This is a genomic window from Streptomyces torulosus (assembly GCF_001419765.1).
GTDB classification, from domain to species: Bacteria; Actinomycetota; Actinomycetes; order Streptomycetales; family Streptomycetaceae; genus Streptomyces; species Streptomyces torulosus.
Genome location: NZ_LIRK01000382.1, coordinates 1 through 19,471 on the forward strand (window position 1 = coordinate 1; position 19,471 = coordinate 19,471).

At 72.6% G+C, this 19,471-nt stretch carries 24 protein-coding genes and 1 pseudogene; 5 read left to right on the plus strand and 20 right to left on the minus strand.

All coding sequences use genetic code 11. The features are described 5' to 3' along the window. Positions 1–174 precede the first annotated feature (174 nt). The 3 genes from AOK23_RS25740 to AOK23_RS25750 all read left to right on the plus strand — a co-directional run bounded on the left by AOK23_RS25740 (position 175) and on the right by AOK23_RS25750 (position 2,833). Positions 175–1,662: a bifunctional phosphatase PAP2/diacylglycerol kinase family protein gene (locus tag AOK23_RS25740; RefSeq protein WP_055715016.1), complete on the plus strand. Its 1,488-nt coding sequence runs from the start codon at positions 175–177 to the stop codon at positions 1,660–1,662. A gap of 135 nt (positions 1,663–1,797) precedes the next feature. Next, positions 1,798–2,619 carry a class I SAM-dependent methyltransferase gene (locus AOK23_RS25745; protein WP_055715017.1) on the plus strand — a complete coding sequence of 274 codons (822 nt, stop codon included), beginning with the start codon at positions 1,798–1,800 and terminating at the stop codon, positions 2,617–2,619. A 43-nt stretch (positions 2,620–2,662) separates the two neighbouring features. Continuing rightward, positions 2,663–2,833 (plus strand): hypothetical protein, encoded by a 171-nt coding sequence (locus AOK23_RS25750; protein WP_055715018.1) that lies wholly within the window; start codon positions 2,663–2,665, stop codon positions 2,831–2,833. Between the two features lie 46 nt (positions 2,834–2,879). Here the strand turns inward: AOK23_RS25750 and AOK23_RS25755 are convergent, their stop codons facing one another. From AOK23_RS25755 to AOK23_RS25815, 13 genes are all read right to left on the minus strand, one after another. Next, the gene (locus AOK23_RS25755) at positions 2,880–3,161 is read right to left on the minus strand and encodes a gas vesicle protein K (RefSeq protein WP_055715019.1); all 282 of its coding nucleotides are present in this window, start codon (positions 3,159–3,161) and stop codon (positions 2,880–2,882) included. Continuing rightward, positions 3,158–3,346 (minus strand): gas vesicle protein, encoded by a 189-nt coding sequence (locus AOK23_RS25760; protein WP_055715020.1) that lies wholly within the window; start codon positions 3,344–3,346, stop codon positions 3,158–3,160. Before AOK23_RS25760 ends, AOK23_RS25755 begins: the two co-directional genes overlap by 4 nt. After that, complete coding sequence (locus tag AOK23_RS25765; protein WP_055715021.1) at positions 3,343–4,140, minus strand: GvpL/GvpF family gas vesicle protein; 798 nt, start codon at positions 4,138–4,140, stop codon at positions 3,343–3,345. The genes AOK23_RS25760 and AOK23_RS25765 overlap by 4 nt, the downstream gene beginning before the upstream one ends. Next, positions 4,137–4,502, minus strand: a complete 366-nt coding sequence (locus tag AOK23_RS25770; RefSeq protein WP_055715022.1) for a gas vesicle protein — start codon at positions 4,500–4,502, stop codon at positions 4,137–4,139. Before AOK23_RS25770 ends, AOK23_RS25765 begins: the two co-directional genes overlap by 4 nt. Further along, entirely contained in the window at positions 4,499–5,716 is a 1,218-nt protein-coding gene (locus AOK23_RS25775) for an SRPBCC family protein (protein ID WP_055715035.1), read from the minus strand. Before AOK23_RS25775 ends, AOK23_RS25770 begins: the two co-directional genes overlap by 4 nt. Further along, positions 5,709–6,371 carry a hypothetical protein gene (locus AOK23_RS25780; RefSeq protein WP_055715023.1) on the minus strand — a complete coding sequence of 221 codons (663 nt, stop codon included), beginning with the start codon at positions 6,369–6,371 and terminating at the stop codon, positions 5,709–5,711. The genes AOK23_RS25775 and AOK23_RS25780 overlap by 8 nt, the downstream gene beginning before the upstream one ends. Further along, positions 6,371–6,631 (minus strand): gas vesicle protein GvpG, encoded by a 261-nt coding sequence (locus AOK23_RS25785; RefSeq protein ID WP_055715024.1) that lies wholly within the window; start codon positions 6,629–6,631, stop codon positions 6,371–6,373. Before AOK23_RS25785 ends, AOK23_RS25780 begins: the two co-directional genes overlap by 1 nt. A 43-nt stretch (positions 6,632–6,674) precedes the next feature. Further along, a complete protein-coding gene (locus tag AOK23_RS25790) occupies positions 6,675–7,430 on the minus strand; it encodes a GvpL/GvpF family gas vesicle protein (protein WP_055715025.1) in 756 nt (251 codons plus the stop codon). Next, the gene (locus AOK23_RS25795) at positions 7,427–7,852 is read right to left on the minus strand and encodes a gas vesicle structural protein GvpA (protein WP_055512029.1); all 426 of its coding nucleotides are present in this window, start codon (positions 7,850–7,852) and stop codon (positions 7,427–7,429) included. The genes AOK23_RS25790 and AOK23_RS25795 overlap by 4 nt, the downstream gene beginning before the upstream one ends. Before the next feature lie 77 nt (positions 7,853–7,929). After that, entirely contained in the window at positions 7,930–8,346 is a 417-nt protein-coding gene (locus tag AOK23_RS25800; RefSeq protein ID WP_055715036.1) for a gas vesicle protein GvpO, read from the minus strand. 62 nt (positions 8,347–8,408) lie between these two features. After that, positions 8,409–9,347 (minus strand): non-homologous end-joining DNA ligase, encoded by a 939-nt coding sequence (gene ligD, locus AOK23_RS25805; protein WP_055715026.1) that lies wholly within the window; start codon positions 9,345–9,347, stop codon positions 8,409–8,411. A gap of 42 nt (positions 9,348–9,389) precedes the next feature. Continuing rightward, positions 9,390–11,237, minus strand: coding sequence for a transketolase (locus AOK23_RS25810; RefSeq protein WP_055715027.1), 1,848 nt, complete (start codon positions 11,235–11,237; stop codon positions 9,390–9,392). Next, positions 11,234–12,724, minus strand: a complete 1,491-nt coding sequence (locus AOK23_RS25815; protein WP_240496557.1) for an NAD(P)/FAD-dependent oxidoreductase — start codon at positions 12,722–12,724, stop codon at positions 11,234–11,236. Before AOK23_RS25815 ends, AOK23_RS25810 begins: the two co-directional genes overlap by 4 nt. A gap of 232 nt (positions 12,725–12,956) precedes the next feature. Here AOK23_RS25815 and AOK23_RS25820 point away from each other — a divergent pair, with 232 nt between their 5' ends. Beyond that, entirely contained in the window at positions 12,957–13,916 is a 960-nt protein-coding gene (locus AOK23_RS25820; RefSeq protein ID WP_055715028.1) for an LLM class F420-dependent oxidoreductase, read from the plus strand. Positions 13,917–14,047: 131 nt separating this feature from the next. On the opposite strand, the gene AOK23_RS25825 is transcribed toward AOK23_RS25820, so the two are convergent. Then, positions 14,048–15,091 (minus strand): SDR family oxidoreductase, encoded by a 1,044-nt coding sequence (locus AOK23_RS25825; RefSeq protein WP_055715029.1) that lies wholly within the window; start codon positions 15,089–15,091, stop codon positions 14,048–14,050. Between the two features lie 6 nt (positions 15,092–15,097). Next, a complete protein-coding gene (locus AOK23_RS25830) occupies positions 15,098–15,607 on the minus strand; it encodes a phage holin family protein (protein WP_055715030.1) in 510 nt (169 codons plus the stop codon). A 146-nt stretch (positions 15,608–15,753) separates the two neighbouring features. Here AOK23_RS25830 and AOK23_RS25835 point away from each other — a divergent pair, with 146 nt between their 5' ends. Then, positions 15,754–16,107 carry a VOC family protein gene (locus AOK23_RS25835; RefSeq protein WP_055715031.1) on the plus strand — a complete coding sequence of 118 codons (354 nt, stop codon included), beginning with the start codon at positions 15,754–15,756 and terminating at the stop codon, positions 16,105–16,107. A gap of 13 nt (positions 16,108–16,120) precedes the next feature. Here the strand turns inward: AOK23_RS25835 and AOK23_RS25840 are convergent, their stop codons facing one another. The 5 genes and pseudogenes from AOK23_RS25840 to AOK23_RS25860 form a co-directional block, all read right to left on the minus strand. Beyond that, positions 16,121–17,029 carry an arginase family protein gene (locus AOK23_RS25840; RefSeq protein WP_055715032.1) on the minus strand — a complete coding sequence of 303 codons (909 nt, stop codon included), beginning with the start codon at positions 17,027–17,029 and terminating at the stop codon, positions 16,121–16,123. A 94-nt stretch (positions 17,030–17,123) separates the two neighbouring features. Continuing rightward, positions 17,124–18,068, minus strand: a complete 945-nt coding sequence (locus AOK23_RS25845) for a C45 family autoproteolytic acyltransferase/hydrolase (RefSeq protein ID WP_055715033.1) — start codon at positions 18,066–18,068, stop codon at positions 17,124–17,126. A 53-nt stretch (positions 18,069–18,121) separates the two neighbouring features. Beyond that, positions 18,122–18,673, minus strand: coding sequence for a GNAT family N-acetyltransferase (locus AOK23_RS25850; RefSeq protein ID WP_055715037.1), 552 nt, complete (start codon positions 18,671–18,673; stop codon positions 18,122–18,124). Between the two features lie 78 nt (positions 18,674–18,751). Further along, positions 18,752–19,009, minus strand: coding sequence for a LapA family protein (locus AOK23_RS25855; RefSeq protein WP_055715034.1), 258 nt, complete (start codon positions 19,007–19,009; stop codon positions 18,752–18,754). A gap of 128 nt (positions 19,010–19,137) precedes the next feature. After that, a pseudogene (locus tag AOK23_RS25860) lies at positions 19,138–19,471 on the minus strand (LD-carboxypeptidase); the annotation flags it as partial.

Here is a 19,471-nt window from a genome sequence, read left to right on the forward strand (position 1 = left end):
CCGCGCCCCCGAGACCGCCTCCACACCCCGACCGGTCCACCACGGACTCCACGCGGCCGCGCCCCCGAGACCGCCTCCACACCCCGACCGGTCCACCACGGACTCCGGGCGGCCGGTGGCCCGAGGGCACCCCCGCCTGACACGGTTTCCGCACCATGGGGTACCCGTGGAGCCATGACCGCAGACGTCGACCTCACCGTCCGCCCGCCGGGCCACCACATCCTCCGGGACCGTTTCCTCGCCGCGGACAGCCGTCTCTTCAACGCGGTGGCGACCCGCGAGTGGCCGGGCGCCCACCCCATGCTGCCGAGGCTGAGCCGCGCCGCCAACCACGGCGTCCTCTGGTTCGCCACGGCGGCCGCGATCGCCGCGACCCGCAGCCCGAGGGCACGCAGGGCGGCCGCCCGCGGCGTGGCCTCCCTCGCCCTGGCCTCGGCGACGATCAACACGCTCGGCAAGCGCACGGTGCGCCGCCCCCGCCCGGTCCTGGACAACGTCCCCGTCATGCGCCAGCTGAAGCGCCAGCCGATCACCACGTCGTTCCCGTCGGGTCACTCCGCCTCCGCCGCCGCCTTCGCGACCGGCGTCGCCCTGGAGTCGCGCGGCTGGGGCGCGGCGGTCGCCCCGCTCGCGGCGGCCGTCGCGCTGTCCCGGGTGTACACGGGGGTGCACTTCCCGAGTGACGTCCTGGTCGGCGCCGCTTTCGGCGTGGGCGCCGCCTACGCCGTACGGGGCATGGTGCCGACCCGCGACCAGCTCGCGCCCCCCGGGCGCCCCCGCGCGGACGCGCCCGCGCTGCCGGACGGCGAGGGTCTGGTCATGGTCGCCAACACCGCCTCCGGTACGGCCGACCGTGTACGCGCGCTGCGGGACGCGCTCCCGGGCGCCCAGACAGTGGAGTGCGAACCGGAGGACCTGCGCGCCGAGTTGGAGAAGGCGGCCGCCCACGCCCGGGTGCTCGGCGTGTGCGGCGGCGACGGCACGGTGAACGCCGCCGCCGAGGTCGCCCTGCGCCACGGCCTGCCCCTGGCCGTCCTGCCCGGCGGCACGCTCAATCACTTCGCGCACGACCTCGGCGTGGAGGACGTCCGTGATCTCAGCCGCGCCCTGCGCCGGGGCGAGGCCGTCCGGGTGGACGTGGGCCACTTCCGGTCCGGTGAGACGGAGGGCCATTTCGTCAACACGTTCAGCGTGGGCGTGTACCCGGAGCTGGTGCGGGAGCGCGAGCGCTGGGAGCGGATGCTCGGCGGCTGGCCGGCCGGGGTGATCGCGGCGGTGCGTGTCCTGCGCTCCGACCGGCACCCGCTCCAGGCCACGTTCCAGGGCCGGCCGCGCCCGATCTGGCTGCTGTTCGCGGGCAACGGCACGTACCACCGGCTGGGCCTGGCCCCCGGCCACCGTTTCGACCTCGCCGACGGGCTGTTCGACGTCCGTGTGGTGCACGGCGGGCGCCGCCCGGCGCTGCGGCTGCTGGCGGCGGCCCTCGCCGGCCCGCTGACCCGCTCCCCCGCGCACGCCGCGGTCCGGGTGAACCGGCTCCGCATCGAGGGCGTCACACCGGGCACCCCGCTGGCGTACGACGGCGAAGTCACGGAGGTGCACGGCGATCTGACGCTGCGGAAGCTCCCGGAGGCGCTCACGGTCTACCGGCCTCTCGGCTGACCCCGGGCGGGCGGTGCGGCAGGCGGTCCGGCGACCGCCCGCCCGTTCACCGCTCGTCCAGCATTCAAGACGGCGGTCTCAATATTCGGCATGGGCGCGTACGGTTCCCCCAAGACCTGGAGAAGGGGAACGGCCATGTCGAAAGCGCGGGAGACCGCCGTCTACACGCACGGGCACCATGAGTCGGTACTGCGGTCGCACACCTGGCGGACGGCCGCCAACTCGGCGGCGTACCTCCTCGGTTCGCTGAAGCCGCACATGAAGGTCCTGGACATCGGGTGCGGCCCCGGCACCATCACCGCGGATCTCGCCGCCCTGGTCCCGGACGGCCACGTCACCGGCGTCGACCACGCCCCCGGCATCCTGGAGCAGGCGCGGGCCACGGCCGCCGAACGGGGCGTGACCAACGTGGACTTCGCGGTCGCCGACGTCCACGCGCTGGACCATCCGGACGACACCTTCTGCGTGGTCCACGCCCACCAGGTGCTCCAGCACGTCGGCGACCCCGTGCAGGCGCTGCGCGAGATGGCGCGGGTGACCAGGCCCGGAGGTCTGATCGCGGTCCGTGACTCGGACTATGCGGCGATGACGTGGTTCCCGCGGTCGGCGGGCATGGACGACTGGCTGGACCTGTACCGGCGGGTGGCCCGGGCGAACGGGGGCGAGCCGGACGCCGGGCGCCGGCTGAAGTCCTGGGCCCTGGGGGCCGGGCTCACCGACATCACGGCCACCTCCTCCACGTGGACGTACTCCACGGCCGAGGAGCGGGCCTGGTGGAGCGAGCTGTGGGCGGACCGCACGGTCGCCTCCGCGTACGCCGAGCGGGCCACCGAGGGCGGTCACGCCACCGAGGAGCAACTGCGGACGATCGAGGCGGCGTGGCGGGAATGGGGGCGGCAGGAGGACGGCTGGTTCGCCGTACTGCACGGAGAAATTATCTGCCGTAAGCCTGCCTGAATCCGGGAATTCTGGAGACCCGGACCATCAGGAGGTTCGCATAATGGTTCCCATCCTGCTGGTACTGCTGCTGGTGCTGATTCTTTTCGGTGCCGGATTCGCGGTGAAGGTTCTCTGGTACATCGCATTGGCCGTTCTGGTCCTGTGGCTCCTCGGATTCCTGCTGCGCGGTACGACCGCAGCCGGGGGCAGGGGCCGCTGGTACAGGTGGTGAAGGAACTCCCCGGGGACCGGGCACGATGAACCGCCGAAGGGCGGGCTCAGTCCCTGGGGAGCAGCGGTCCGAGCGGCCCGAGGTCCAGATTGAGGTCCTCGGGCCGCAGGCCGTAGCGCTCGCGCAGCTCGGTCATCCGGTCGTCCAGCAGCATCAGGGTGAGTCCGATGCGTTCCTCCTGCTCCTCGGTGAGCTCCCCGGTGTCGAACCGGCGCACCGCCTGCCGCTCCATGAGCTGACGGAGCAGTTCGACGACGGTGAGGACCAGCTTGACCAGGTCGCGTTCCACCGTGTCGGGTTCCAGTTCGATACGGTTGCGGCCGGTCACTCGGTGCCTCCCCAGGGTGCGGGCACGTTCGCGTTCACGGAGCTGATGAGCGCGTTCAGGTCGATACGGACGAGGTCGACGTCCGCGATGCGCAGGGTGAGGTCACCGGTGATGACGACCCCGCCGGCGAGCAGCCGGTCGAGCAGGTCGACGAGGGCCACCTCCCGGCGTTCTATGACGGTCACGAATTCTCTCCGCTCATGCCATCGGATTCCCTGTCGCCGGGCTCCTCACCACTGAAGGAATAGGCGGCCCAGGGTCCGGTGAGTTCCACGCGCAATCCGGGTTCCTCGTTCTTCGTGCGGTCCACGAGTTCCACGAACTCCTCGGAATTCCGGCGCGGCACCAAATAGGCCGCGTTCAGCACATTGCGGCCGGGCGCGCCGGAGAGGGCGGAATTCTGGGGTGCGTGCAGCCGGGTGTCCTCGGCGGCTGCCGAGAGGGTCTCGTGCAGTCGGCGGGCGAACCGGTCGGCCTTCTCCCACATCTCCTCGTGGGCCTGCCGGCTGCGCCGCCGCTGCCGCAGATAGTCCCGCCCGCTGGTGACCTTCGCCGGCTCCCGGGGCGGCTGCTCCTCGGTCTCCGGTTCCGCGTACACCTTGACGCCCCACTCCACCCGGCCCGACAGCCGGTCCAGGGTGCGCAGGAAGCCCTCCTCACGGGCCTCCAGCATGACCCGTACGCCGCTGTCGTCGTGGAAGACCGTGCCGAGGCGCAGCGGGAGCGGGGTGGTGACCACGGTGAGCGCGTCGATCACGTTCTGGTGGGCGTGGGCGGTCTCGGTCAGCCAGTCGAGGTCCTCCAGGTGGGCACGGAGCGGCTGCTCCGCGAAGTCCCGCTCGGGCACCTCACTGACGACGGCGATCAGGTCGTGGTGGCGCAGCAGCCGGGGAGGGGCGCCCCCGACCCCCGTGATCTGGGACTGGAGCGGCGCGTCGAAGGGTCGGCACACGGCGTACACGTAGCGCAGTCCGGTCATGAGGACTCCTCTCTGGCACGGCCGCGCTCGACGGCCGGCTCCGGCTCACGCCGGGGACGGCCGTCGTCCAGCTCGGCGAGCCGGGCGCGCAACTCGGCGTTCTCTCGGGAGAGTTCGTCGCGGCGAGCGTGCGACGACAGGGCCGGGTCGGTCTCCCACCAGTCGATACCCATCTCCTTCGCCTTGTCGACGGAGGCGACGATGAGGCGCAGCTTGATGGTGAGCAGTTCGATGTCGAGCAGGTTGATCCGGATGTCGCCCGCGATCACCAGACCTTTGTCCAGTACACGCTCCAGGATGTCGGCGAGGTTGGCGCTGCCGTTCTGGCCGTACGGCTCGGGGACTCGGCTGGGGAAGGTCACCGGCGGCTCCCGCCCACGGCGGCCTGTTCCTCGTCCTCATGGTCGTACGGTTCCTCGCCGCTGTCCTCCTCGACGTCGTCCTCGTACGCGTCCTCCGCCTCGTCGGGGTCCTCGAGGTCCTCCTCGTACGCGTCCTCGGCGTCCTCCTCGTCCGCGTACTCGGCCTCGTCGGCCTCGTCGGCCTCGTCGGCGTCCCGGGGCTCGTCGTCGGGCTCGTCGCCGTCGTAGGCGCCCTCGTCGTCCTCGTAGGCGCCCTCGTGCTCGTCGCGGGCCTCGTCGTCGTCACGGGACTCTTCGCGCTCCTCGTCCGCCACCACGTCCTCGTGGGAGCGCACGACCTCGCCGTCGCGGATCTCCCCGCGCCAGCCTTCCTCCGCTTCACCCTTAAGAGTGACAAAGCGGGCGAAATGTTTGAGGTCGAGCCGAGCGCGGCGGCCCTGGGCGCGCCAGAGGTTGCCGGTCTTCTCGAACAGGCCCTTCGGGTAGTACTCGATCACCAGCAGCACCCGCGTGAGGTTGTCCGCGAGCGCGTGGAACGAGACGGTGCCCTTCGTGGTGCCCTTGGCGCCCTCGGACGTCCAGGTGATCCGGTCATCGGGCACTTGTTCGGTTGTGTGTGCCTTCCAGCTGCGGTTGGACCAGAAGACCTTGAGCTGCCAGTCGGAGTGGGTGTCGTCCGCCCGGCCGGCGCTCTTGACGCCCTTGGCGAAGGTGCTGAAGTCCTGGTACCGGGTCCACCGGTCGTACGCGGTGCGCACGGGCACACCGACGTCGATGGTTTCCAGGATCACCGTGGGTTTGCTGCCCGCTCCGCCACCGCGGCCGCCCTTGCCGCCGCCCAGGTTCTTCAAGGCACCCATCACACTGTCCTTGGCCCGGCCCGCGCCCAGCTCCAGGGCGGTGCGCAGCGGCCCCTTGCCCTCGGCGAGCTTGCGGCCGCCCTCCAGGGCGAGCTTGGCGAAGCCGGGGCTGTTGCCGTCGGCGATGTCGTTCAGCTTGCCGGTGGTCTCGCCGAGCTTGCGGCCCAGACCGACCAGCATCCGCTGGGCCTGCGCGGCCAGGAACTCCCTGGCCTCCTCCTTCAGATGGTCGACGGCGGGGCTGTGGGCGAGGTCGGAGAACGGGGTGCCGTTCGCCGCGCCCTTCGCCGTGTCGGTCGCGCCCTTCGCCGTCCTGGTCGCGCGGCCGGTCGCCGCACCCAGGGTCTCAGTCATCGCCACCGCCTCCCCTCGTGGCCCGCGACCGGGTGGTCTTGCGGGCGGTCTTCTTGGCCGGGGTGGTCTTCCTTGTAGCCGCCTTCTTGGCGGCGGCCTTCTTCGCCGTGCCCTTGCGCGCGGCCGGGGCGGCGGTCTTCTTCGCGGGGGCCTTCTTGGCGGCCCGCGCGGCGGGCTTCCGCGCCGGCCGCTCGCGCTCGGGTTCCTCGTCGCCGGCCTCGGCGTCGTCCGCGTCGGACCGGGCGCCGGCGCCCTCCTCGTCGTCCGCGTCGGACGCCTCGGCGCGCTCGTCCTCGTACGCGTCGTCGTCCTCGTCGCGATCCGACCGCCCGGGGGCGGCCCCGGAGAGCTGGTCGCGCACCTGGGAGGTGCGGCCGTGCAGCCGGTCCGCCAGACCTTCGATCTGGCGTTCGACGAGGGCTCCGGTGGCCGCCTTGCCGACTCCGCGCAGATCACCGCGCAGCTGGTCCCCGATCTCCTTGAACTGCGGATTGTCCAGCAGTTGCCGGGACACCAGGTCCGCGATCGCCCGCGGACCGAGATTCATCCGCTTGCCCGCCACCATGGTGCCGACCGCGAAGGCGAGCTTCAGTTTCTTCGTACGTCCGAGGACGTATCCGGCCCCGACAGCGAGGCCCAGTCCCACTCGGTTCATCATGTCGTCCCGTCGCCATTTCCCGTGCTCCTGCGCGCGCTGATCTCCAGCCGCTCCAGAAGCTCGTCCTCCAAGCGGTCGAACTCCTCCTCATCGATCTCGCCCGCGTCGAGCCGCTGCTCGAGGCGGGCGAGATCGGCGCGGACGGCCGCCGGGTCGTAGTACTGGCGCTCGGCCTCGGCCAGCACCTGTCTCACCGCCCAGAGGCTGCCGCGCACCGGTGCGAACGGCAGCAGCAGCACCTCGGTGATCAGACCCATGCACTCGCCTCCTTCGACCTCGTGCGCCGTGCGCGCGGCGCGATCAGTGCGCCGCCTCCGCCTCCGCGTGCTGGGCGGGGCCCGGCTCGACGAAGCTGTACGGCGGCAGCGGACCGTTGACCCGCAGTTCGATGTGCGGATGGCTCTTGCGGAGCTGCTCCACGGCGGCGAGGAACACCTCGGCCGACTGCCGGTCGACCAGGTACGAGACGTTGGCCAGCCAGCCGGTGGACTCGGGGCCCACGCTGACGTCGGTGGCGGCCGCCTCCAGCGCCCGCTGGAGCTCCGCCGCGTCCTCGGCCTCCCGGTGCTGCACCGCGGTGGCGACCATCTCGCCGAGCCGCAGCCGGTCCTCGTAGGTGCCGCCGCCGGCCTTGCGATTGGTCTCCGCCAGCGCCCGCAGCTCGGCGTTCTCGCTCATCACGCGGTGCAGCACGCCCTGCTCGTCGTGGCTGGCCTTGACGTTGTACTCGACCTTGCCGTCGAGGGCGCCCAGCCGTTCCCGGTAGTGCTCGGCACGCTCGGCGAGCACCCCGGTGACGGCCGCGTCGTCCTGGGCGACGCTGCCGAACCGCATGGGCAGCACAGCGCCGCCCCCGCCCGCCTCGCTCAGCACGTTCTGGTGGGCGAGCAGGTCCTTGCGCTTGGGGCGCAGCCCCTCGGGGGCATCGCTGACGATCGCCGCCAGCTCGCCCTCCTTCAGGATGCGCACGGGGCGCGGCGGGTCACCGACCCCGCCCATGCCCTCGGGGAGAGCGGTGTGCGAGCCGGCCGTGATGCCGTAGACGTACGTGCTCACTCCTGTTCCTCCCTCTTGCGCGAGCTGGTGGTCTTGCGGGCCCGGGGTCGCGATTCGGTCTGGCCGTCGTCGCGGGCCTGCTTGAAGGCATCGGAGATCGTCTCGGCGGCGCCGGACAGCGCCCCCTTCGACTTGCCGCGCGCGCCGGACTCGGTGATCTCACCGACGAGGTCCGGCAGGCCGGGGTCCTTGCGCGGCCCGGCCTCCAGGTCGAGCCGGTTGCACGCCTCGGCGAAGCGCAGATAGGTGTCGACGCTCGCGACGACGACCCGTACGTCGATCTTCAGGATCTCGATGCCCACGAGGGAGACCCGTACGAAGGCGTCGATGACCAGTCCTCGGTCGAGGACGAGTTCCAGGACGTCGTAGAGACCGCTGCTGCCGCCTCCACCGCCGGACTGCTGTGCCGGGACTACGGTCATGCCGGCCGTTCCTCCTTGTATGGGGTGCTGGTGTCTGGGGATGCCTGTGTCTGGGAATGCCAGTGCGGGACGACGGCCTAGCGGCCGCCGGACCGACGTGGGTCGGCCCTCCCGCGTTCGTAGCGGCGGACGCGCCGGTAACCGGTGAGCTCACCGTCCGGGTCGAGCTCCACCTCGTAGCTCGCGAGCAGGCTCATGGTGTCGGGGACCCTGGCCATTTCCAGGACCTCGACCTCCAACGTCCAGCCGTCCTCGGTCTGTTCGAAGGACGACACGGACTCGGGCGCCATGCCGGTCAGCTCCGCGAGCTGGGTCCGCGCGTGGCGCAGTATCTGCATGGGGGTGGGACGGCCCTGGGCCGCCTCGTCCCGGGAATGCCCGGACGACTCCCGCCCCTCCTCCGGTTCGTCCGCTTCCTGTGATGTCTGGTTCTTCTGTGACGTCTGGTTTTTCTGTGAACGCTGCGTCTTGGATGTGCTGGATGTGTTCGACATGGCCACCTCGAACACCGAGTGGCCCCCCGGCCGTTGGCCAAACCTTCGGGATGCGTACGGTCTCAACCGCGCAGCGTGCCGAGCCGCCGTCGGGCCGGGCCGAGGGCGCGGGCCCGGCGCATCACCCCTGCCCAGGGGTCGGTGCGGGCCTGGTCGACGGCGTCCTCGATCGTCCAGCGGCGCGCGTCGACGGCGGGGTCGTCGAGCTGCTCCCAGGTGATCGGTGTGGCGACGGGGGCGCCGGGACGGGCCCGTACGGTGAAGGGGGCGACCGCGGTCTGGGCGTAGGCGTTGCGCTGGACGTCGAGGTAGAGGCGCCCTCCCCGGTCCTTCTTGCGGGCGGCGGTGGTGAGCCGCTCGGGGTGGGCGCGGACCAGTTCCTCGGCGATCTCCCGGGCGACGTCGCGCACCGCGTCGAAGTCGTCGTGCCCGTTCACCGGCACGACGACGTGCAGGCCCTTGGAGCCGGTGGTCATCGGCGCCGACGGCAGCCTCAGCTCGTCGAGCAGCTCCTTGACGTCGCGGGCCGCTCGGCGGACCTGGTCGAAGTCGTCCTCGGCAGGGTCGAGGTCGAGGACCATCCGGTCGGGCCGGTCGATCCGGCCGGTCCGGGAGAGCCAGCGGTGCAGGGTGACGCAGGCCTGGTCGGCGAGGTAGACGAGGGTGGCGGTGTCCTCGCAGACCGCGTGGACGACCGTGCCGCCCTCCTTCGCCACCTCCACCCGCTCGATCCAGTCGGGATAGTGGTCGGGGGTGTTCTTCTGCATGAAGGTGGGGCCGCCGAGGCCGTCCGGGTGCCGTTCCAGCATCAGCGGGCGCCCGCGCAGATGCGGCAGCATGAACGGGGCGACGGCCCGGTAGTACGCCACGAGGTCGCCCTTGGTGTACTCCTTGCCGCCGCCCTGCCCCTGCCCATCGCCGTCCACGGGGAAGAGCACCTTCTCGGGGCGGTGGATCTCCACGCCGCGCCGGCCGACCCGCAGGGTGCGTGCGGCCCCCATGGTCAACTCCTCACTCCGTACGGACCGTTCCCGCCGCGCCGGTCAGGGCGCGATCGCGTGCTCCACCAGGAGGCGGCCGGCCGCCGCGATCGCCTCCGCGTCGATGCCCGCCTCGTGCAGCTGCTCCTCGGGGGAGGCGGAGCCCGGCATGTCCCGCACCGCGAGGCGCACCAGGCGGGGCACCGGCCGCCCGTCGGCGAAGGCCTCCAGGACCGCGTCGCCGAGGCCGCCCTCCGCGTGGTGGTCCTCGACGGTGAGGAGGCAGCCGGTGCGCTCCGCGGCCTCCCGCAGGGTGCGGCGGTCGACGGGCTTGACCGAGTAGAGGTCGATCACCCGGATCGGGATGCCCTCGCGGCCCAGCGCGTCGGCGGCCTTCAGCGCCTCGTGGACGGTGATCCCGGCGGCGACGACGGTCAGCCGGTCGTCGTCCGAGGCCCGCAGCACCTTGCTGCCGCCGACGGGGAAGTCCTCGGTCGGGCTGTAGACGACGGGGGTCCCGCCCCTGGACGTGCGCAGATAGCGGACGCCTTCGAGGTCGGCCATGGTGCCGACGAGCTTGGCGGTCTGGTTGGCGTCGCACGGGTACAGCACGGTCGAACCGTGCACGGCGCGCATCATCGCCAGGTCCTCCAGGCCCATCTGCGAGGGCCCGTCCCGGCCGATCGCGACCCCGGCGTGCGAGCCGGCGAGATTGATGCCGGCCCCGCTGATCGAGGCCATGCGGACGAAGTCGTGGGCGCGGGTGAAGAACGCGGCGAACGTCGAGGCGAACGGCACCCAGCCGCGCGACGCGAGCCCCACCGACGCGGCCACGAGTTGCTGTTCGGCGATGTAGCACTCGAAGAACCGGTCGGGGTGTTCCTTGGCGAAGAACTCGGTACGGGTGGAGTCACCGACCTCGCCGTCCAGGGCGACGACGTCGCCGCGGGCGCCGCCCAGCGCGGCGAGCGCCTGCCCGAAGGCGTCGCGGGTGGCCACCTCGTCGCCGATGTCGTACCGGGGCAGCTCCAGGTGCCCGGTCCGTACGGCGTGCAGCATCCGCGCGGCGGGCGGTTCGGGCACCTCTACGCGGAGGTCGCGCGGGCCGCCGAGTTCGGCGATCGCCTCGTCGGCGTCCTTGAGGGGCTTGCCGTGCAGCCCTTCGCGGTCCTGGACGGCCTCGACGCCCTTGCCCTTGAGGGTGCGGGCGAGGATCACGGTGGGCTGACCCTTGGTGGACGCGGCCTCGCCGTAGGCGCGGTCGACGGCGTCCACGTCGTGGCCGTCGATCTCGATGGTGTGCCAGCCGAAGGCGGCGAAGCGGCGGGCGTAGGCGTCCAGGTCGTGGCCGTGCCGGGTGGGGCCGCGCTGGCCGAGCCGGTTGACGTCGACGATCGCGGTCAGGTTGTCGAGGTGCTCGTACGCGGCGTGCTCGGCGGCCTCCCAGACGGAGCCCTCGGCGAGTTCGCTGTCCCCGCACATCACCCAGACCCGGTAGCCGGTGCGGTCCAGCCGCTTCCCGGCGAGCGCGATGCCGACGGCCACGGGCAGGCCCTGGCCGAGGGACCCGGTGGCCGTCTCCACCCAGGGCAGACGGCGCGGCGTGGGGTGCCCTTCGAGGCGGCTGCCCAGTTTGCGGTAGGTCATCAGCTCCGTCTCGTTGATCGCCCCGGCAGCCTTGTACGCCGCGTACAGCAGGGGCGAGGCGTGGCCCTTCGACAGCACGAAGCGGTCATTGCCGGGGTGCTCGGGCCGCTCGAAGTCGTAGCGGAAGTGCCGGGCCGTCAGTACCGCCATCAGTTCCGCCGCCGACATCGACGACGTGGGATGCCCGGACCCGGCCGCCTCCGAGCAGCGAATGCTGTCGACGCGCAACTGCTGGGCCAGCTCGTTCAGTTGACGGCTGTTCATGAGTCTCCTTCCGCACCCGGTGCGGGCGTGTGCGAGGTGTCGGTCCGCTCCGGCGTGCCCCGGCCGCGTGCCGCCCCGGTCGGCTCCGGGGTCTTCTTCCCGGCCGCGCTCTCTCCCCCGGAGTCGGCCTTGCCCGTCCTTTCGGAGGCGCTCCCGTGTCCGTCCGGCCCGGGCTTCGCGGGGGCGGAGGGTGGCTTCGCCAGTTCCGGGGAGGCCGTGTCCAGGGGGACCGACCAGGAGCGGACGAGGCCGAGCTGGACGCCCTGGCGGGGCAGGACCGCGTCGAGGAGCCAGTCGGCGGCGACGCGGACGCGGTTGCCGGGCATGGCGGCCAGGTGGTAGCCGCGGGTGACGGCTCCGGCGACGGGCCCGGACAGGGCGATGCCGAGGGGGTTGGCGGCGGCCTTGACCCCGCCGAGGTCCACGACGAAGCCCAGGTCGCTGTGGCGGTACGGCTTCGGCTCGCCGCGGCCGAGGGAGGCGGCCACGTTGAGGGCCGCGACCTTGCCCTGGCGCCAGGCGTGCTGTGCGGTCATCGGCGTGTACGAGCCGGGCTTGGTCAGATCGGGCACGGCGGCCGCGTCCCCGCAGGCGAACACCTCGGGGCGGCCGGGCACCTGGAGCGTGGGCTCGACGAGCAGCCGGCCGCGTTCCATGGGCAGCCCGAGCGACTCGGCGAGCGGATCGGGCCGTACGCCCACGCACCACACCAGGGTGCGGGTGTCGACGAACTCCCCGTCGCTCAGCAGCACTCCGGTGGGTGTCGCCTCCTTCACGGAGGTCCCCATCCGCACCTCGACGCCCCGCTGCCGCAGCACCCGGTCGGCGGTGGCGGACAGCCTCTCGTCCATCTCCGGCATCACGCGCTCGGCGATGTCGAGCAGCATCCACCGGGGCCGTACCCCGTCCCAGCGTGGCTGCCTGCGCACCAGCTCGTCGGTGAACAGCTGCCCCTGGGCGGCCACTTCGGTGCCGGTGTACCCGGCGCCGACCACCACGAAGGTGCAGCGCGAGCGGCAGGCCTTGGGGTCCTCGGAGCCGGCGGCCAGCTCGACCTGCCGGGTCACGTGGTCGCGCAGGTACAGCGCCTCCGGCAGACCGCGGAAGCCGTGGGCGTGCTCGGCGACGCCGGGGATGGGCAAGAGTTTGTTGACGCTGCCGGCGGCGAGCACCAGCCGGTCGTAGGTCAGGGTGCCGACACCGCCCTCGGGGTCGGCGTAGCGCACGGTGCGCGCGTCGAGGTCGATCTCGTCGGCCTCGCCGAGCACCAGGCGCGTGTGGCGCAGGGTGCCGGTGAGGGAGACGGTGACCCGGCGCGGTTCCAGGATGCCGGCGGCGACCTGGGGCAGCAGGGGCAGATACAGGAAGTAGTCGGTCGGGTTCAGCAGGGTGATGTCGGCCTTGTTCCGGGTCAGCCGCTCCAGGGTGCGGGCCGTCCGGTAGCCGGCGAAGCCGGCACCGACGATCACGATGCGGGGTCGACTCACGGTTCGCCTCCGGCGGGGTCGCGCGTACGGAGTCCTCGGTCGTGGAGTCCTCGATGGTCCGATCTGGGCGTACGGCCTCGATCTCGGGGCTTCCGGCCCACGCCGTACGGGCTTACCGCGTCCCCCTGGTGGGGTCGCCCAAACCGGTGGGGGCCGCCCAGGCCGTGGGTTTCCACCGTGACCTCCGGGTACCCGGACGCGACCTGACCCGCACCAGCCAAGGACACCCCCCATGCCCGAGTTCGGCTACTTCCTGGCGACCGAGGAGTTCGGTCCCGCTGACCTCATCGAGCAGGCGAGGATGGCCGAGCAGGCCGGATTCGACTGCCTGTGGATCTCGGACCACTACCACCCGTGGAACGACGAGCAGGGCCAGAGCCCGTTCGTGTGGTCGGTGATCGGCGCTCTCTCGGAGGCCGTGTCGCTGCCGGTCGAGACGGCGGTGACCTGCCCGACCGTCCGGATCCACCCGGCGGTGGTGGCGCAGGCCGCGGCGACCAGCGCGGTGATGACCGGGGGCCGGTTCCGGCTCGGCCTCGGCTCGGGCGAGGCCCTCAACGAGCACATCCTCGGCACGCACTGGCCGCCGGCGAACGTACGCCTGGAGATGCTGGAGGAGTCGATCCAGATCATGCGGCGCCTGTTCACCGGCGAGGAGGTCACCCACCACGGGCCCCACTACACCGTGGAGAACGCCCGCCTCTACACGGTCCCCGAGGAGCCCGTCCCGATCGACCTCTCCGGGTTCGGACCCAAGGCCGCCGGGCTGGCCGCCCGCGTCGGCGACGGCTTCATCACGATGGGCCCGGACGAGGAGATGGTGACGCAGTACCGCAAGGGCGGCGGGGGCGGCAAGCTCGTCAGTGGCGGTACGAAGGTGTGCTGGGGCCAGGACCGCGAGGAGGCCGTCCGTACGGCCCACCGCCTCTGGCCGAACCAGTACCTGCCCGGCGAGATGGGCCAGATCCTGCCGACGCCCCGCCACTTCGAGCAGCTGGGACCGCTGGTGACCGAGGAGATGGTCGGCGAGAACACGGTGTGCGGCGACGACGTCGACGAGCACGTCCGTGAGCTGCGGACCTTCGTCGAGGCGGGCTTCGACCGCGTGTACGTCGGTCAGATCGGCCCCGACCAGCGCGGCTTCTTCGACTTCTACCGCACGAAGGTGCTGCCGCAGCTCCGCCAGGGCTGACGCCGGCACACCCCCGGATTCTCGGCCCAGATGGTGTCTTCTCTCCCCATCGTCTGGGCCGAGTGCACGACAGGAAGGCTGCCTCCCGCGGGAGGCAGCCTTCCTGTCGTTCCCCTCATTCCCCGCTGTTCCTACCGGCGCGACGGTGTCCGGCCCAGGCGGCGCAGGCCGGCGGTCAGCGCGGCGCCCAGCCCGCCGACCGCAATCACCGCGCCCACCCGGTCGCGGTTGCGTGACGCCCAGTCCTGCGCGCTCCTGGTCCGGGCCTCGGCGTCGAAGCGCCCGTGCGCCCCGTGGTCCCGCCCGTGGGGGCCGTCCGCGGGCACCCACAGGTTGCCGTTCCCTCGGTGCTCGCCCTGGTCCTGCTGGGAGGCGAACCCGGTGCGGCCGAGGTACCGGTCGAGCAGCCCCGGCGCGACGGCGTTGGCGATCAGGGTCGCCACGGTCGAGCCGCCCACCCAGTACTCGCGCCGCCTCCCGTGCCCGGCCGCGTGCACGACCGCCCGCGCGGCGACCTCCGGCTGGAAGATCGGGGCGACGGGCCGTGCCCGTCCCGGCAGCCGGCTCAGCACCCACTCGAACTGGGGTGTGTTCATGGCCGGCAGCTGCACCATGGTCGTCCGCACCCGCGACCCGTCGTGCAGCAGCTCGCACCGCAGCGACTCGTTGAAGCCCTGGATCGCGTGCTTGGCGCCGCAGTACGCGGACTGGAGCGGGATCCCCCGGTAGGCGAGCGCCGAGCCGACCTGGACGATCGTGCCGTGGTCGCGGGGCAGCATGTGCCGCAGCGCGGCCCGGGTCCCGAACACATAGCCCAGGTAGGTCACTTCGGTGACCCGCCGGAACTCGTCGGGGGTGATGTCCCGGAACGGCGCGAAGACCCCGGCGAAGGCGTTGTTGACCCAGACGTCGATGTGCCCGAAGGCGTCGACGACCTGCTGGGCGGCGTCCTCCACCGCCTTGGCGTCGGCCATGTCGACGGGCACGACGAGGGCCTCGCCCCCGGCCCGCTCGACATCGTCGGCGGCCGCGGCGAGGCCCTCACGTCCGCGTGCGAGCAACGCCACCCGGTCGCCCCGGGCGGCGAACGCCACAGCGGTGGCACGGCCGACGCCGGCGCTGGCCCCGGTGACCACCACGGCCCTGCGACGGCGTCCCGACAGCGCGGTGCCCATGGCGCGTCACGCCCTGTGGTGCGGTGTCTCCGGGTCACCGCCCGGAGCGGGCGGCGCCCCGCCCGGCGTACCCGGCACCGGCCCGGCGGCCGGGGCGACGGGCGGGACCGGCGGGTAACCGGCCGGTGCCACCCCACCCGGCGGCATGCCCGGCGCGATGTCGCCGGCGCCGTGGTCATGGTCGGCGGCGCGCTCGGCCCCATGCCCGGCGCCGGGCCGGGACGCGGAGGGACGGGCCGCGCCCCTGAGGACGTACGCCGCCGCGCCGAGCACGACGGCCGTGATCAGTGCGGCGGCCCAGTCGGGCAGGGCCAGCGACAGTGCCAGACCGAGGGCGAGCGCCAGCGCGGCACCCGCGTACAGGGCGAGGGCACCGGACGCGGCGTAGAGCGCGGCCCGGTGACGCTGCTTGCGGGTCTGCTGCCGCAGCTCGTCCCGCACGGTCTCGCGAGCCACCAGCGCCAGCTCGTCGACCAGGTGCTTGTCCAGATGTTCCAGATGATCCAGGCGGTCCATGCCGCCCGAGTACCCGATGCCCTCCCCGGGTAACGCGGCGCGCGGGCCCCGCGGGCGGTCCCGCACGCGGACCCCGCCGGCTCCGGCCGCCCGGAACGATCTCCCGCGTGGCCGGTCCGGGCGGTTTTCCAACTAGGCTTTTCCGTATGGAGATTCTCGGAACCACGCTCCGTATCTGCGTCGACGACCTTGAGGCCGCGGTGCCGTTCTACGAGAGACTCTCGGGCGGACCGGCGATGCGCTTCGAGCGCGGTGGCGTCCAGGTCGCCGCCATCGGGTGCTTCCTGCTGATGAGCGGCCCGGAGTCCGAGCTGGAGGTGCTGCGGAAGGTGGCCGCGACCATCGCGGTCGAGGACGTCGACGAGGCGAACCGCGTGCTCAACGACTCGGGGGCCCGTGTCCTCGCGGGCCCGGTGCCGACGCCCGTCGGCCGCAATCTGATCGCCGTGCACCCGGACGGCTCGGTGTTCGAGTACGCCGACCGCCGCGTGCGGGGATAGCCCCGGCGGTGCCTCAGCTCCCGGACCGGCCGGCGAACGCGGCGACCACGATGTCCGTGAGCAGCGCGCCCGCCGTGGCGTCCGGGTCGAGATCGGGGTCGTAGATGGTGACGTTGAGGCCGACGCAGTGCGGTGACGTCACCAACGGGCCGAGCAGCGCGGTCAGTTCGTCGGGGAGCAGTCCGTCGGGGTCGGGGCTGTCGACGGCGGGCATGACGGACGGGTCGAGGACGTCGGCGTCGAGGTGCACCCAGAAGCCACCGAGTTCGGGCGTCTCGTAGCTCTGCGCGGTGACCCGGGCGAGGTCGTCCGGGCCCCACGTGCGCAGGTCGCCGACGGTCGCCACGGGGATCTTCAGGTCGGCCAGCTCGGTCCGGTCGTCCTCGAAGGCGTCCCGGATGCCGAAGAGGCGCACGTCCTCGTCGCGCAGATACGGCTTCAGGCCCTCCAGGTCGGTGAGGTCGTCCTGTCCGCGGCCGGTGGCGAGGGCGAGTTCCTCGCCACCGGCCGCGCCGATCCGGTCCGAGTTGCCCGGATGCCGGAAGTCGGCGGACGCGTCGATCGCGACGAGCCCGTACCGCCCGATCCGTCGCATCGCGAGGGAGGCGCCGAGCTGGATCGAGCAGTCGCCGCCGAGGACGACGGGCAGCTCCCCGGCGCGCAGGTGCCGCTCGACCCGGTCGGCGAGCCGACGGGTGTACGAGGCGAGCGCGGCCGCGTTGAACACCCCGTCCCCCTCCTGCCAGTCCCCGCGGTCGTATCGCGGCGGCACCACCACACCGCCCTCCAGGGCTCCCAGTCTCCGTACGATCCCCTGCTCCCTGAGCGCCCCGGCGAGCTTGTAGCAGCCGGGCACGGTGCCGGGGGCGGGCGGCCGCAGGCCGAGGTTCGAGGGGGCGTCCACGACGACGATGTTCCGCATGGCCCCATCCTGCGTCGTCGAGCGGGCCCACGGGGCCGGAACGCGTCGACGGACCGGGCCGGGAGAGGTCGGCGCCCGCCCCGACGGGCCTGGTTCAGCCGCGCCGCCCGAGGCGGATCGTGCGCTCCCCCGGTGCGAACGCGTCGAAGGACTGCTCCCAGGACTCACCGGGCCAGTGGTAGGTGACGCGTCCCTCGCCGGGCCGGTAGTGGGCGGTGTAGAGCGTGCCCAGCCCCTCGTCGTACGCGGTCTGGTGGAGCGGCGCCTCCAGCATCGCCGCCACGTCCACGCCCGCCGCGCGGATCGCCGCCAGCCGCCGCCCGGTCCGGGAGAACCGCTCCTGCTCCTCGGGCACCGGCAGATGCTGGTGGTTGGCGGCGCAGGCGTCCGGGGCCTCGGTCAGCTCGATGTCCGGCCCCACGTACACGGTGACCGCCCGCTCGGAATCGACGAGGGTGACGTTCTGCGGGAGGGAGATCGGGATGGACCGCAGCCTGCCCACGGCCTCGTCGACGGTGTCGCAGGTCTCCAGCAGATAGCGCAGGACGATGAGCACGGCGAAGCCGGGGCCGTGGACGAGGCGCCCGCCGAAGGTGAGCGACACCGCGAGCCCGGCGTCGTTCATCCCGTCCAGCAGCCCCCAGGCCGCGTCCTGCATACCGATCACCGGGCGCAGGAAGTCGGAGCGGACGATCACGCCCTCGCACTCGTCGGGGTCGAAGTCGTAGTTGCGCAGCAGGGTTCCGGCGCCGCCGATCTGGGTGCAGCCCGAGAAGAAGGGGCGCAGGGTCGCGAGGGTGAGGAAGGCCTCGGCGTCGGGCCGATCGAGCTGCCGGACGAGCCGGTCCAGTACCGGGACCAGCTCCGGCATGTGCGTCTCGAACAGCTGCCGGGCCCGCTCCGCCCCCTCGGGGGTGCGGCCCTCCTCGGTCATCCACCCCTCGGCGAGCGACCAGAGCGGGCGCGTGTGGGCGGCCCATCGTCCGTCCCCGCCGTCGCCGACGTCGATCGCGCGAAAGGTCTTGTCCAGGTCCCCCATGACGGCTGCCGCTCCCTCGTGCACACAGTGGGTCGACGGCAACGTAGTTAATTTCAGGGGCGGTTGGCCAGGTCGTCGGACCGCATCCGCGTGGTGAGCGCCCACCGCTCGTGGTCCCGCCACGCCCCGTCGATGAACAGGAAGTCGGGTGAGAAGCCCTCCAGCCGGAACCCGCAGCGGCGGGCCAGGGCGATGGAGGCGGTGTTGCCGGGCTGCACGTTGATCTCCAGCCGGTGCAGCCCCAGGGCGGTGAACGCGTGCTCGACGACCAGATCGAGCCCCTCCCCCATCAGCCCCCGTCCGGCGGCGTGGGCGAAGGCCCCGTAGCCGAGGGCGCCGCACTGGAAGGCGCCCTCCACGATGTTGTTGATGTTGATGAACCCGGCGATCGCCCCACCGTCCCGCTCGCACACCAGGAACCCGGCCTTCGTGGGGTCCTTGATGAGCCGCCCCGCGTAGGTGGTGTACGCGACGGGTGTGGTGGGCGGAAAGAGCCACGGGCGGTGCAGGTCCCGGCTCTCCCGAGCCCGCGCGACGAACTCGGGGCCGTCGTCGAGGGTGAAATGCCGTATCCCCACACGGGGGCCCTCGGCGAGGTGGCGCATGTTCTCGGACACCCGGCCACGGTACGCCGAGCCGTCCCGCGCCCGCCGCCCGGCCGGGGCCTTGGTACCGACGGCCCGTCAGCGGCGCTTCATGAAGTACGCCCCGCACACCGCTCCGATCAGCGCCGTCCCGAGCAGCGCCAGCCACAGCGGCATCGTGACCTCGGGGAACAGCAGCCGGATCTTGGTGTTCCGGGTGTTCTCGAAGATGAAGACGAGGGTGAGCACGGCGAGCAGGCCGACGGTGACCCTGCCGGGCGTCAACATGTCACCCCACTGCCGGTGCCCGCGTGCCCTGCCCCTGCCTCGGGCCGACGCGGTGGTCTTCGGGCTCATACGACCAGGATGCGACGCGGCGGCGCTCCCCGCCCGGCGGGAGCCCACCGCCGGGGTGAGCGCGCGTCCCGGCGCCCCCGGGTCCCGCGCGCCGGCCCCGGACCGGTTCCGCGCGGACCGGCTCCGGCTCAGAGCAGCGCCGGCTCGTCCAGCGTCAGCGTGCCCGCGTCGGCGTCCAGTTCGGCCGTCACACCGAACGGGACGGTCAACGCGCCGTCGCAGTGGCCGAAACCGAACTCCTCCACCGTCGGCACACCGAGTCCGCCGAGGCGGTCCACGAGGAGGGCCCGGACCCCCTCGTACGGCTCGCACTGGGCCCAGGAGCCGAGGAGGACACCGGCGACGCCGTCGAACCAGCCGGCCCGCAGCAGCTGGGTCAGGTAGCGGTCGAGGCGGTAGGTCTCCTCGCCGACGTCCTCCAGGCAGACCAGGGCGCCCCGCGCGCCCGGCCGGGCGTACGGG